A 13,418-nucleotide genomic window follows, 5' to 3' on the forward strand; every position below is an offset into this window, starting at 1 on the left:
CGAGAGGCCGCGGCGTACTGGATCCCCCGCCTTCGCGGGGGATGACGACTTCCTGAGTTACCAGCCAAACCATTCCGGCTTGCGCGGCAGTTCGACGGTCTTCACCTTCTCGAGCTTGATCGTGCCCTTGCTCATCAGGTCGTTGATGTCACCATCGGTCGCGCCGGAAACCTTGGCGCGATAGAGGTCGACCTTCGTCGTCGGGCGGTGATCCTTCTCGGTCCAGTTCGAGGGATTGCAGACGCCGTCCATGCCGGCCGGCACCCAGTCCTTCTTCTGGTAGAAGCCCTTGGCGACGTTCTCGCCGGTGGCGCCGCCGTTCTTGGCGGCCCAATCCAGCGCTTCCTTCATGTAGAGCGCGCTGCAGACCGCAGCGATGTAGTGCACCGGGCGATAGATCTTGCCCGACGGATCGGACATCTTCGAGATTTCCATCACCGTCTTCATGCCGGGCGCGTTGCCGCCCCAGCCGACCGCGGTGCGCAGCGGGAAGATCACGCCGTCGGCGGCATCGCCGGCAGTCTTGGCGGCATTCTCATCCATGCCCCACACGTTGCTGAGGAACTGGACGTCGACGCCGGCGGTCTTGCAGGCCTTCATGACCGAGATGTTGGAAGCCGCGGTGTTGCCGAGATAAGCGTAATTGGCGCCGGAGCTCTTCAGGCTCAGGCACTGCGCCGAGTAGTCGCCGGGCGACAGTGCGAACACCAGCGGCGGCAGCACTTCGAAGCCGAGTTCGGTCGCGAGCGCTTCGCCGGCGGCCTTCGGCGCGTTCGGATAGGGATGGTTGGCGCCCATGTGGACGAATTTGGGCTTGCCGGGTTTGCCCTTCGCCTTCCAGTCCTCGGCGGCCCAGGTCAGCTCGGCGCGCAGCGCATCCGAGTAGCTCGGGCCGTAGAAGAAATTATACGGCGCGGGCTTGGCCTTGCCGCTGGTGCCTTCAGGGTCAGTCAGTGCGGCGGCGTAGGAGCCCGACATGTCGGGGATCTTGTCCTGCGCGAGGAAGCCGGTCAGCGCTTCGGTATCCGCCGTGCCCCAGCCCATGATCGCCGCGACCTTGGCGTCGGATGCCGACCACTTCTTGTACAGCGCGATCGCGCGCGGCACCTGATAGCCATAGTCATTGCTGTCGACGCTGAGCTGCTTGCCGCCGACGCCGCCGTTCTTGTTGACCCAGGCGAAGGTGTCCGCGACGCCCTGGCCGTAGGGCGTGCCGACGTCGGACGTGCCGCCCGAGAGGTCCTGCAGATGGCCGATGGCGATCTGCGCCTGCGCGGCGGCGGCCGCACCGCTGATCAGCAGCGCGAGGGAGACCGAGCTCAAAAGGGATCTAATCGTCATTGTTGTTTCCTCCTGCTTTTATTCGTTGAACCGAATTTGAGTTGTTTCAAGCGTCAGTGCGAGAACGGATAGAGCTTCCAGTAGGCCTTGATCTGCCGCCAGCGATGCGCGAGGCCGTCAGGCTCGAACATCAGGAAGCCGATGATGATCAGGCCGATCGCGATTTCGCGCAGGAAGGTGATGTTGTTGTTGAGCTGCAGCGCCTTGTCGATGGCGCTACCCTTCAGCCAGGCGCTCAGCCATTCCATCGATTCCGGCAGCAGCACCACGAAGGCCGTACCCATCAGCGTACCCATCACCGAGCCGGTGCCGCCGATGATGACCATCGCCAGGAACAGCACCGAGCGTTCGATGCCGAAGCCTTCCTGGGAGACGACCAGCTGATAATGCGCGTAAAGCGCGCCGGCGATGCCGGCAAAGAAGGCGGCCAGTCCGAACGACAGCGTCCGGTACTTGGTCAGGTTGATGCCCATGATCTCGGCGGAGAGATAGTGATCGCGGATCGCGACCAGCGCGCGGCCGTCGCGGGTGCGCATCAAATTGGTGACCAGCAGATAGCTGATCACCATGTAGGCGAGCACGACGTAGAAATACTGCCGGTCGCCGCGCAGCGTGTAGCCGAAGATCGAGAACGGGTTGGCGCTGGCCGGCACCGAGCCGCCCGAGAACCAGTCGGCGCGCGAGAAGAAGTCGAGCAGGATGTACTGCGCGGCGAGCGTCGCGATGACGAGATAGAGCCCTTTCAGCCGTGCCGCCGGCACGCCGAACACCAGGCCGACCAGCGCCGTGATCACGCCGGCGAGGGGGATCGCGAAGAACACCGGGATCGGCGCGTTGTTGGAGATGTAGGCCGAGGTGAAGGCGCCGAACAGGAAGAACGCGGCGTGGCCGATCGAGATCTGGCCGGTGAAGCCGACCAGGACGTTGAGGCCGAGCGCCGCGATCGCGAAGATGCCGATCTGGATCGCGATCGAGAGCAGGTAATTGGACAGCAGCATCGGCGCGAAACAGGCGAGAACGATGCCCAGAATCGCGAAGTTGCGGCTGGTTGCGGTCGGGAAGATCGTGGTGTCGGCCGCGTAGCTGGTGCGGAAATCGCCCGACGGAATGAGGGTGCTCGTTGCCATTGATCAGACCCGCTCGATGTCCTTGGTGCCGAACAGCCCGTACGGCTTGATCATCAGGATGATGATCAGGACGTAGAACGGCGCGATCTCGTAGAGATTGCCCCAGTGCAGATACTCGCTGTCGACATACTGGGCGACGTTCTCCAACAAGCCGATGATGATGCCGCCGAGCACCGCGCCGCCGACCGAGTCGAGGCCGCCGAGGATCGCGGCCGGAAACACCTTGATGCCGTAGGCGGAGAGGCCGGACGACACGCCGTTGACCACGGCGACCACGACGCCGGCGACCGCCGAGACCGTGGCCGAGATCGCCCACGCCATCGCGAACACGCTCTTCACGGAGATGCCGAGCGACTGCGCGACCTGCTGGTTGAAGGCGGTGGCGCGCATCGCCAGGCCGTATTTGGAGGCGCGGAAGAACCAGGCCATGCCGACCATCATGGCGAGCGAGACCACGAGGCTCATCACATAGACGGTCTGGATCTGCAGCCCGAACAGGCTGACCGACTGACTCTGGAACACGCGCGGGAACGGCTGCGGGTTGACGCCGAAAATCCACTTCAGCGCGGCCTGGAACACCGTCGACAGGCCGATCGTCACCATGATCACGGAAATGATCGGTTCGCCGATCATCGGGCGCAGGATCACGACCTGGATCGCGATGCCGAAGATGAACATGAACACCAGCGTGATCGGCATGCCCACCCAGAACGGCACCTGATACTTCGTCAGCAGCGCCCAGCATACCCAGGCGCCGACCAGCAACAACTCACCCTGTGCGAAGTTGACGACCTGCGTCGCCTTGTAGATCAGCACGAACGACATCGCGACCACGCCGTACAGCGTGCCGACCACGAGGCCATTGACGATCAGCTGGATCAGGAACTGGATGTTCATGGGGTGTTGCCAACCTTGCAGATCGTCATCGCCGGGCTTGACCCGGCGATCCATCGCGAAAGAGGACCCCTGCGAAGGGGATGGATGCGCGGGTCAAGCCCGCGCATGACGACCAAATATGCGGACCGCGCGGGTTGAATGGTCATTCCGCGGCCTCCGCGATCGCGGCGCGGCCGAGATCGACGACCTCGAGCGTGGTGCGGACGCGCTGCGCGGTGCCGTCCTGGAAGCGGATCACGGTGTCGACCGGGATGTTGGCCTTGCCCCGGTAGATCGCCTCGATGATATCGGCGTATTTCTCGTTGATCACGCCGCGCCGGACCTTTCGGGTCCGCGTCAGCTCGCCGTCGTCGGCATCGAGCTCCTTGTACAGCAGCAGGAAGCGCGAGATGCGTTGCGCCGGTGGCAGGGTGGCGTTGACCGTCTCGACCTCTTTCTTCAACAGCGCGTAGACTTCGGGCCGCGAGGACAGGTCGGTATAGGTCGTGAACGAGATCCGGTTTTTCTCCGCCCATTTCGAGATGATCGAGTAGCGGATGCAAATCATCGCGGCGAGCGCGTCACGGCCGGCGCCGAGCACCACCGCCTCGGCGACATAGGGCGAGAACTTCAGCTTGTTCTCGATAAATTGCGGCGAGAATCGCTCGCCGCGCGAGGTCGCGGCGAGATCCTTGATACGGTCGATCACCACAAGCTGCCGGTTGTCGTTGTAGTATCCGGCATCGCCTGAATGCATCCAGCCGTCCTTGATGTCGGCGACCGATGCTTCGGGGTTCTTGTAGTAGCCGTGGAACATGTTCGGGTGCCGCACCACGATCTCGCCGACACCGTTGACGTCGGCATTGTCGATGCGGATCTCGATGTTGTCGGCCATCGGCACGCCGGTGGTATCGGGGTCGACCTTGCCTTCGGGATGCAGCGTGTAGGCGCCGAGCAGCTCGGTCTGGCCGTACAGCGTGCGCAGCGGCACGCCCATCGCCTGGAAGAACTTGAAGGTATCCGGCCCGAGCGCCGCGCCGCCGGTTGCTGCCGAACGCAGCCGCGTGAAGCCGAGCCGGTCGCGCAGCGCACGGAACAAGAGCTGATCGGCGAAGACAGAGCGCTTGCCCTCGGCGAGCGCCGCAAGCCCGGTCTTCATGCCGAGATCGTAGAGCCGCTGCTTGAACGGTGAGGCATCCATCACGCCGGCGCGGACGTCGGCCGCGATCGATTCCCAGACCCGCGGCGCGAACAGCACGAAGGTCGGCGCGATCTCGCGGAAGTCGTTCATCATCGTGTCGGGCTCTTCGAAGAAGTTGACCTTCATCCGGGAGAGCAGCGCTTTGCCCAGCGCGTAGATCTGTTCCATGATCCAGGGCAGCGGCAGCACCGAGACATATTCGTCGTCCGGCCCCTTCGGATCGAAGGCGAGATAGGTCGCGCAGTGCCGCAGCACGCGTCCGGCCGAGAGCATCGCAAGCTTTGGATTGGCTGTCGTGCCCGAGGTGGTGCAGAGGATCGCGACGTCCTCGCCACGCGTAGCGTCGACCAGCCGGTCGTACAGCCCGGGTTCGCGCGCGGCGCGGTCGCGGCCCAGTGTGACGAGCTTGCTCGCCTCCATCAGCCGCGGATCGTCGTATTTGCGCATGCCGCGCGGATCGGAATAGACGATGTGCTTGAGGTTGGGCAGGCGGTCGGCAAGGCCGAGCAGCTTGTCGACCTGTTCCTCGTCTTCGGCGAAGACCAGCTTGGTCTCGCCATAGGTCAGGAGATAGGAAGCTTCCTCGTCCAGCACGTCGCGGTAGAGGCCGAGGCTCATCGCGCCGATCGCGTGGGCCGCGATCTCGGCCGCGACCCAGTCCGGCCGGTTGTCGCCGATGATGCCGATCACGTCGCCGCGGCCGACGCCGAGCTCGACCATGCCGAGCGCGAAATCATGGGTGCGGGTCTGGTAGTCGCTCCAGGTGAATTCGCGCCACAGCCCCAAATCCTTCTCGCGCAGCGCGATCTCGCCGCCATGCTCCCTGGCGTTGAGCCGCAGCATCTTGGGAAAGGTGTCGGCCTGCGCGGCGCGACCGGCATAGTCCATCATGCCGCGCTCTCCCGCACCGCCGGCTTGTCGTCGGGGTCGACCAGCACCTCGTCCTCTTCGCCGAGATAGGCGCGCTTGACGTGGGGATCGGCGAGCACGGCGGCCGGATCGCCCTCGGCGATCTTGCGGCCGAAATCGAGCACCATGACGCGGTGGGAGATGTCCATCACGACGCCCATGTCGTGCTCGATCATCATCACCGTCATGCCGAACTCTTCGTTGAGATCGACGATGTAGCGCGCCATGTCTTCCTTCTCTTCGAAGTTCATGCCGGCCATCGGTTCGTCGAGCAGGATCAGTTGCGGCTCCAGCGCCATCGCGCGGGCGAGCTCGACGCGTTTGCGCAAGCCATAGGGCAGGGTGCCGGCGGTCGCCTTGCGCACCGACTGCAGGTCGAGGAAGTCGATGATCTCCTCGACCTTGCGGCGATGCTCCAGCTCTTCGCGGCGCGCGCCGGTCAGCCAGTACAGCGATCCCGTGATGAAGTTGTTCTTCAGCAGGTGATGGCGGCCGACCATGATGTTGTCGAGCACGCTCATATGGTGGAACAGCGCGAGATTCTGGAAGGTCCGGCCGATGCCGAGACGGGGCCGCGCGTTCGGGGTGAGGCCGGTGATGTCCTGGCCGCGATAGAACAGCTGGCCTTCGGTCGGCCGGTAGCGGCCGGAGATGCAGTTGACGATCGAGGTCTTGCCGGCGCCGTTCGGGCCGATGATGGAGAACAGCTCGCCCTCGTTGACGCCGAAGCTGACTTCGGTCAGCGCGCGGACGCCGCCAAAGCGCAATGAGACTCCGCGCACCTCGAGACTGTTGGCCACCCTGTTCCCTCCAGATACGGGCGCTTTGGCGCGCTCTTTATCTTCGCTTCGATCCTGCTTCGATCTTACACTTCGACCTTACATGGGCCGCCGGAGGGAGACCATCCGACTAATGAAGCCGGCGTTCGGGAGCATCGCTCGCCCCGACCGCCTGCGTCATGCGCGGTAACGCCGCACCCCGCCTGCAAGCCCGTCTCTCGCGTCGTCCGCGGTCAGCGATCCATCAAGGCGCTGCGCGCGGCGTTAGGCGAGGTGGCTCTGAATACGAGAAAGCGATAGGTTGAATTGTCATGTGCCCGACATTTGGTCAGGAATATTCGCTGGCATTCCAGGCCTCGGGCTACTGGCTTCGCGCACGGCGTTGCTGCGGTGCAATATCGTGTCAGTATCTTGGTCAGTATCTTGGGGTGGGATGCCGTCGCTAGAATGATTGCTGCTGATTACCTGAAGCGCATCGCGGCCTGGTCGCGCGAACTGAGCGAGCAAGAGATCGAAATCGCGCGCGCCGGCATTTCCGAGAAGTCCTACCGCGCCAACGAATTCATCTTCATGCGCGGCGACAATTTCCAGTACTGGACCGGCATCGTCACCGGGCTGGCGCGCATGGGCATCGTCTCGCGCGGCGGCAAGGCCGCGAGCTTCGCGGGCCTCACCGCGGGCGCCTGGTTCGGCGAGGGCACCGTGCTCAAGAATGAGCTGCGGCGTTACGACGTGGTCGCGCTACGCGACACGCGCCTCGCGATGATGGACCGCCGGACCTTCGTCTGGCTGTTCGAGAATAGCGTCGGCTTCAACCGCTTCCTGGTGGGACAGCTCAACGAGCGGCTCGGCCAGTTTATCGCGCTGCTCGAATATGGCCGCACGCTGGACGCCACCGCGCGGCTGGCGCGCTCGATCGCCTCGCTGTTCAATCCGATTCTCTACCCCGAGCTCACCTTGCACCTGGAGATCACCCAGGAGGAGATCGGGGCGCTGTCGGGTATCTCCCGGCAGAACGCCAACCAGTGCCTGAAACGGCTCGAGCGCGAGGGCCTGTTGCGGCTCGAATATGGCGGGGTGACGATCATCGAGCTCGACCGGCTGCGCCACTACGGGGAGTGACCGGCACCGCGCCGAACGACGCCACTTTTCGAGGCTCTAAAGCGCGATGAGATCGATCGCGCTTTAGCTTCTTGTTTGGGCATGATCTTTCGGAAAACCGCTGCACACTTTTCCGGATCATGCCTTAAAGTCCTGATTTCAAACGATTAAGCCATTAGACTTGAAGCAGGCCGGATGCTACAGACCGGCCTCGTCGGGATCGCGCGGTTTTCGCGCTCTCTGGAGATGACATGGCGGTTAAGGCTCAGGACTCAAAGCGGCGCGTTGCGCTGATCACCGGCATCACCGGGCAGGACGGCGCGTACCTCGCCGAATATCTGCTCGGCCTCGGCTATACCGTGCACGGCATCAAGCGCCGGTCGTCCTCGTTCAACACCGCGCGGGTCGACCATCTCTACCAGGATCCGCACGCCGGCAACGTGCCGTTCCTGATGCACTACGGCGACATGACCGATTCGACCAATCTGATCCGGCTGGTGCAGCAGATCCGGCCGACCGAGATCTACAACCTCGCCGCCCAGAGCCACGTCCAGGTCAGTTTCGAGAGCCCGGAATACACCGCCAACGCCGACGCCATCGGCGTGCTGCGCCTGCTGGAGGCGATCCGCATCCTCGGCATGGAAAAGGAGACCCGGTTCTACCAGGCCTCGACCTCGGAGCTGTACGGCCTCGTGCAAGAGGTGCCGCAGAAGGAGACCACGCCGTTCTATCCGCGTTCGCCCTATGGCGTCGCCAAGCTCTACGGCTACTGGATCACGGTGAACTACCGTGAGGCCTACGGCATGTTCGCCAGCAACGGCATCCTGTTCAACCACGAAAGCCCGATCCGCGGCGAGACCTTCGTGACGCGCAAGATCACCCGTGCCGTCGCCCGCATCGAGGTCGGCCTGGAGAGCAAGCTCTATCTCGGCAATCTCGATGCCAAGCGCGACTGGGGCCACGCCCGCGACTATGTCGAGGGCATGCACAAGATCCTGCTGGCGGACGAGCCCGGCGATTTCGTGCTCGCGACCGGCGAGACGCGCTCGGTCCGTGAGTTCGTCGAGCTGGCATTTGCGGAGGTCGGCCGCAGTATCGAATGGCGCGGCAAGGGCGTCGAGGAGATCGGCGTCGACAAGGCGACCGGCAACACCCTGGTGCAGATCGACCCGGTCTATTTCCGTCCGACCGAGGTCGATCTTTTGATCGGCGACGCCAGCAAGGCGCGCGCCAAGCTCGGCTGGGCGCCGAAGACGCCGTTCGCGCAACTGGTGAAGGAGATGGTCGCCAGCGATCTCGTCGAGGCCAGGCAGGATGCGGCCAATGCCAAGCAAGGCGTTTGAACTGAAGGGCAAGACGGTCTTCGTCGCCGGCCATCGCGGCATGGTCGGGTCGGCGCTGATGCGCCGGCTGGCGCGCGAACAGGCCGATCTGCTGACGGTGTCGCGCGGCGAGGTCGATTTGCGCGACCAGGCCGCGGTCAATGCCTGGTTTGCCGCAAAGCGGCCGCAGGCGGTGTTCCTCGCCGCCGCCAAGGTCGGCGGCATCGTTGCCAACAACACGCTGCGGGCGGAATTCCTCTACGACAACCTGGCGATCTCGACCAACGTGATCCAGGCGGCCCATGCCAATGGGTGCGAGAAGCTGATGTTCTTCGGCTCGTCCTGCATCTATCCGCGCCTGGCGCCGCAGCCGCTGCGCGAGGATTCCATGCTGACCAGCCCGCTCGAGCCGACCAACGAGCCCTATGCCATCGCCAAGATCGCCGGCATCAAGATGGCCGAGGCCTATCGCAGCCAGTATGGCGCCGATTTCATCAGCGTGATGCCGACCAATCTCTACGGTCCCGGCGACAATTATCATCCCGAATACAGCCACGTCGTCGCCGCGCTGATCCGCCGCTTCCACGAGGCCAAGGTCTCCGGTGCCGGCAGCGTCGTTGTGTGGGGCACCGGCACGCCGCGCCGCGAATTCCTCTATGTCGACGATCTCGCCGACGCCTGCATCCATTTGATGAAGACCTATTCCTCGCCGGAGCTGGTCAATATCGGCACCGGCGAAGACATCACCATCGCCGAATTCGCCCGCGTGGTCGCCGCCACCGTCGGCTATCGCGGTGAGATCAGCTTCGACACCTCGCGTCCCGATGGCACGCCGCGCAAGCTGCTCGACGTCAGCCGGCTCGCCAGGCTGGGCTGGCGCGCCGCGACCTCGCTCGAGAATGGCATCAAACTCGCATACCAGGCCTATCTGAACGAGACCAAGCAGGCGGCGGAGTAGCGCCGCGCGTTACTTCGCCGTCGCGCGCGGTGGAGCCTTCGCCAGCGCCGTCGCCATCGCCGAGATCAGCGGCTTCATGAAGAACGCATCGTTCGCCGGGTAGATGTCGGTGGACAGGCCGTAGGCCTTCAACTCGTCCGACACCACGGGTCCGACCGAGGCGATCGGCGTCTGCTTCAGGCCCTCGCGTAATTGCACCTCGCACCGATGCGCCTGCGCCACCTCGAGCAGGCGGCGAACCTGGCCCGAACTGGTGAGTGCGATGGCGTCGATGCGGCCCCGCGCCATCTCCTCGATCGCGGTCACGATGTTGGTGTCGGCGGCCTGCGCATCATAGACATAAGGCAGCACGGTATCGACCTCGGCGCCCTGCGCCTTGATCGCGCCGATCAGCGTGGCGTGATCCTTGTCCGGATAGAGCTGCAGGCCGAGCCGGTGGCCGCTCAGGTCGAGCTGCGACAGCATCTCGGCGACGCCTTCCGAGGTCGGCTTCTCGGTCGTCATTTGCGGCTCGAGCCCGATCTCGCGCAGCGCGCGGCCGGGCTTGGGGCCGCGGGCGAATTTGCGCGCCTTGCCGAGGCTCGTGACAAACTCCGCCTCGGCCCCGATCCGGCGCACGACCTTCATCAGCCGGCGCAGGCCTTCGCCGGTCATCAGCACGAGGTCGTCGAGCGGTCGCTCGATGGCGCGGCGAATCCACGCCTCGATCGGCGCGGGATCCGGCGCGTCATGGATGGTGAACATCGGGCATTGCAGCACGTCGGCGCCCTGCTCGGCGAGCAGGCGAGAAAACTGCGCCTCCTCGCGCGTCTCGAGGATCAGGATGCGGTAGCCGTTCAGCCGGTCAGCCATGATGGTCCCTAACAAACATTGTCGTCATTTGTTCGATTTGACCCCCGCGCCGGGATTGGCGCAAGGCCGCCTGCGGTGTAGACGAGGGCCGAAAATGACCGTTCCACATATCTGCTCAAGCTTTGGTCAATTGGCATGCCCGACCATCAATTCGTTCTGACCCTGTCCTGTCCGGATCGACCGGGGATCGTCTCTGCGGTCTCGACGTTCCTGGCGCATAACGGCCAGAACATTCTGGACGCCCAGCAATTCGACGACATCGAGACCGGCAAGTTCTTCATGCGCGTGGTGTTCACCGCGGCCGACCTCGCGGTCGGACTGCCGGCGTTGCAGACCGGCTTTGCCGCGATCGCCGAACGCTTCGGCATGGATTGGCAGATGCGCGATCGCGCCAGCCGCCGCCGGGTGATGCTGCTGGTGTCGAAGTCCGATCATTGCCTGGTCGACATCCTCTATCGCTGGCGCACCGGCGAGCTCGAGATGATTCCGACCGCCATCGTCTCCAACCATCCGCGCGAGAGCTACAGTTCGCCCGATTTCGGCGATATCCCGTTTCATCATCTGCCGGTGACCAAGGAGACCAAGCGGCAGCAGGAAGACGCGGTCTGGAAGCTTGCCCAGGACACCAATACCGACCTCGTGGTGCTCGCCCGCTACATGCAGATCCTGTCCGACGAGATGTCGGCGCGGCTGTCGGGCCGCTGCATCAACATCCATCATTCCTTCCTGCCGGGCTTCAAGGGCGCCAAGCCCTACCACCAGGCGCATGAGCGCGGCGTCAAGCTGATCGGCGCCACCGCACATTATGTCACCAGCGATCTCGACGAGGGGCCGATCATCGACCAGGACGTCGAGCGCATCAGCCACCGCGACACGCCCGAGGATCTCGTGCGCAAGGGCCGCGACATCGAGCGCCGCGTGCTGGCGCGGGCGATCCGCTACCATCTCGCCGACCGCGTCATCCTCAACGGGCGCAAGACCGTGGTGTTCGTGGACTGATCCGCAAGTTCACGCGTCCCGCACAACGCGATGCAGACGCTACGGGCCCGATGCTCAATGGGTCGCGTTCTGCGCCGGCGCTGCCGGCTTGGCGTCGTCGCCGCGCTCGGCCGCGGGCATCAGGCGCTTGCGTTCACGCTCCTGCATGAACTTGTCGTATTCGGGGGTGCCCGCCCGCGGCGGTGCGTCTGCAGGCAGACCGCCGGCCCAGGCCGGAATGTAGTCGGCCATGCCGGCCGAGACCTTTTGGTTCACCGTGCCGCATCCCACGAGCGCGCAGGCCGCGAGCGCGAGGGCAGTCAGGACAGGGATGTGACGTGTGAAGATCGGCATTGGCGGCAGCATACAGCCCTGGTCTTTATGGATGATGATCTCAGGCGCGACCGTTCGGCTGCAATTGTGCTTGTTTGTTGACAGCGGCGCACGATTTGTACGATCGTACAAATGAATCGAGCCAACGGAGGCCTGGGCGCGCGAGAGCGGTTCTTGTGGGGGCGTTGAGTTTCGGGGAATGATTCTGGTATCCTGATACTTGTTCCTGTGGTTGGGCCAAATCGCGGCGCGCGACACACGTCCATCGTCCGATTGACAGAGGGCGCGGGGAAACGCCTTGTCGCGTTGCGGCTCGGCTGTGACATGCTTGGGTTAAGGTAAGGCAAGGGCCGGGCACTCGGCTCGACGCAGAACAATGGAAGGGGGAGGGACGTCGATGTTCAATCGTCGCAAAATGTTGCTGTGGGGCGCCGCTGCGGCCGTGCTTCCGGGGTTGTGCGCCAGCGCGCCGGCGCGGGCGGACGACGCCGTCAAGATCGGCCTGATCCTGCCGATGACCGGCGGCCAGGCCTCGACCGGCAAGCAGATCGATAACGCGATCAAGCTCTATATGCAGCAGAAGGGCGACACCGTCGCCGGCAAGAAGATCGAGATCATCCTGAAGGATGACGCCGCGGTGCCCGACAACACCAAGAGGCTCGCGCAGGAACTGATCGTCAACGACAAGGTCAATTTCATCGCCGGCTTCGGGGTGACGCCCGCGGCGCTCGCCGCGGCGCCACTGGCGACGCAGGCCAAGATCCCGGAAGTCGTGATGGCGGCCGGCACCTCGATCATCACCGAGCGTTCGCCCTATATCGTGCGCACCAGCTTCACGCTGGCGCAGTCCTCCACCATCATCGGCGACTGGGCGGTCAAGAACGGCATCAAGAAGGTCGCAACGCTGACCTCGGACTACGCGCCGGGCAATGACGCGCTGACCTTCTTCAAGCAGCACTTCACCGCCGGCGGCGGCGAGATCGTCGAAGAGGTCAAGGTCCCGCTCGCCAATCCCGATTTCGCGCCGTTCCTGCAGCGTATGAAGGATGCCAAGCCCGACGCGATGTTCGTGTTCGTGCCGGCCGGGCAGGGCGGCAACTTCATGAAGCAATATGCCGAGCGCGGGCTCGACAAGAGCGGCATCAAGGTGATCGGCCCCGGCGACGTCATGGACGACGACCTGCTCAACAACATGGGCGATGCCGCGCTCGGCGCGGTGACCGCGCATCTCTATTCGGCGGCGCATCCGTCCGCGATGAACAAGGACTTCGTCGCCGCCTACAAGAAGGCGTTCGGCAGCCGCCCGGGCTTCATGGCGGTCAGCGGCTATGACGGCATCCACCTGATCTATGAGGCGCTGAAGAAGACCAATGGTGCGACTGACGGCGACAAGCTGATCGAGGCGATGAAGGGCATGAAGTGGGAGAGCCCGCGCGGCCCGATCTCGATCGATCCGGAAACCCGCGACATCGTGCAGAATATCTATATCCGCAAGGTCGAGAAGGTCGACGGCGAACTCTACAACGTCGAGTTCGCGACCTTCGAGGCCGTCAAGGATTCCGGCAAGACCAAGAAGTGACGCGCGAAGCTCCGCTCGCTGCACGTCATGGCCGGGACGAGCCCGGCCATGACGATCCTGTT

At 64.1% G+C, this 13,418-nt stretch carries 12 protein-coding genes; 5 read left to right on the forward strand and 7 right to left on the reverse strand.

What is annotated here, in order from left to right; translation table 11 throughout:
• Positions 1-57 precede the first annotated feature (57 nt).
• From ACE10Z_RS16825 to ACE10Z_RS16845, 5 genes are all read right to left on the reverse strand, one after another.
• A complete protein-coding gene (locus ACE10Z_RS16825) occupies positions 58-1,341 on the reverse strand; it encodes an ABC transporter substrate-binding protein (RefSeq protein ID WP_375788919.1) in 1,284 nt (427 codons plus the stop codon).
• Between the two features lie 53 nt (positions 1,342-1,394).
• Positions 1,395-2,468 carry a branched-chain amino acid ABC transporter permease gene (locus tag ACE10Z_RS16830; RefSeq protein ID WP_375788920.1) on the reverse strand — a complete coding sequence of 358 codons (1,074 nt, stop codon included), beginning with the start codon at positions 2,466-2,468 and terminating at the stop codon, positions 1,395-1,397.
• 3 nt (positions 2,469-2,471) lie between these two features.
• Entirely contained in the window at positions 2,472-3,365 is an 894-nt protein-coding gene (locus ACE10Z_RS16835) for a branched-chain amino acid ABC transporter permease (RefSeq protein WP_375788921.1), read from the reverse strand.
• Between the two features lie 142 nt (positions 3,366-3,507).
• Positions 3,508-5,436 (reverse strand): long-chain fatty acid--CoA ligase, encoded by a 1,929-nt coding sequence (locus ACE10Z_RS16840; protein WP_375788922.1) that lies wholly within the window; start codon positions 5,434-5,436, stop codon positions 3,508-3,510.
• Positions 5,433-6,254: an ABC transporter ATP-binding protein gene (locus tag ACE10Z_RS16845; RefSeq protein ID WP_106328397.1), complete on the reverse strand. Its 822-nt coding sequence runs from the start codon at positions 6,252-6,254 to the stop codon at positions 5,433-5,435. Before ACE10Z_RS16845 ends, ACE10Z_RS16840 begins: the two co-directional genes overlap by 4 nt.
• Before the next feature lie 426 nt (positions 6,255-6,680).
• Here ACE10Z_RS16845 and ACE10Z_RS16850 point away from each other — a divergent pair, with 426 nt between their 5' ends.
• From ACE10Z_RS16850 to ACE10Z_RS16860, 3 genes are all read left to right on the forward strand, one after another.
• Positions 6,681-7,355 carry a Crp/Fnr family transcriptional regulator gene (locus tag ACE10Z_RS16850; protein WP_092115508.1) on the forward strand — a complete coding sequence of 225 codons (675 nt, stop codon included), beginning with the start codon at positions 6,681-6,683 and terminating at the stop codon, positions 7,353-7,355.
• Between the two features lie 230 nt (positions 7,356-7,585).
• Complete coding sequence (gene gmd, locus ACE10Z_RS16855; protein ID WP_375788923.1) at positions 7,586-8,677, forward strand: GDP-mannose 4,6-dehydratase; 1,092 nt, start codon at positions 7,586-7,588, stop codon at positions 8,675-8,677.
• Positions 8,658-9,614 (forward strand): GDP-L-fucose synthase family protein, encoded by a 957-nt coding sequence (locus ACE10Z_RS16860; RefSeq protein WP_375788924.1) that lies wholly within the window; start codon positions 8,658-8,660, stop codon positions 9,612-9,614. The genes gmd and ACE10Z_RS16860 overlap by 20 nt, the downstream gene beginning before the upstream one ends.
• 9 nt (positions 9,615-9,623) lie before the next feature.
• On the opposite strand, the gene ACE10Z_RS16865 is transcribed toward ACE10Z_RS16860, so the two are convergent.
• Complete coding sequence (locus ACE10Z_RS16865; protein WP_375788925.1) at positions 9,624-10,466, reverse strand: uroporphyrinogen-III synthase; 843 nt, start codon at positions 10,464-10,466, stop codon at positions 9,624-9,626.
• A gap of 135 nt (positions 10,467-10,601) precedes the next feature.
• On the opposite strand from ACE10Z_RS16865, the gene purU reads away from it, so the two are divergent.
• A complete protein-coding gene (gene purU / locus ACE10Z_RS16870) occupies positions 10,602-11,465 on the forward strand; it encodes a formyltetrahydrofolate deformylase (protein WP_375788926.1) in 864 nt (287 codons plus the stop codon).
• Positions 11,466-11,519: 54 nt separating this feature from the next.
• Here purU and ACE10Z_RS16875 read toward each other — a convergent pair whose 3' ends face one another.
• Complete coding sequence (locus ACE10Z_RS16875) at positions 11,520-11,798, reverse strand: hypothetical protein (RefSeq protein WP_375788927.1); 279 nt, start codon at positions 11,796-11,798, stop codon at positions 11,520-11,522.
• A gap of 376 nt (positions 11,799-12,174) precedes the next feature.
• Between ACE10Z_RS16875 and ACE10Z_RS16880 the strand changes: the two genes are divergently transcribed.
• The gene (locus ACE10Z_RS16880) at positions 12,175-13,356 is read left to right on the forward strand and encodes an ABC transporter substrate-binding protein (protein WP_375788928.1); all 1,182 of its coding nucleotides are present in this window, start codon (positions 12,175-12,177) and stop codon (positions 13,354-13,356) included.
• Positions 13,357-13,418 lie beyond the last annotated feature (62 nt).

The sequence above is a fragment of the Bradyrhizobium sp. Pha-3 genome, from assembly GCF_042258615.1.
Taxonomy (GTDB): Bacteria; Pseudomonadota; Alphaproteobacteria; order Rhizobiales; family Xanthobacteraceae; genus Bradyrhizobium.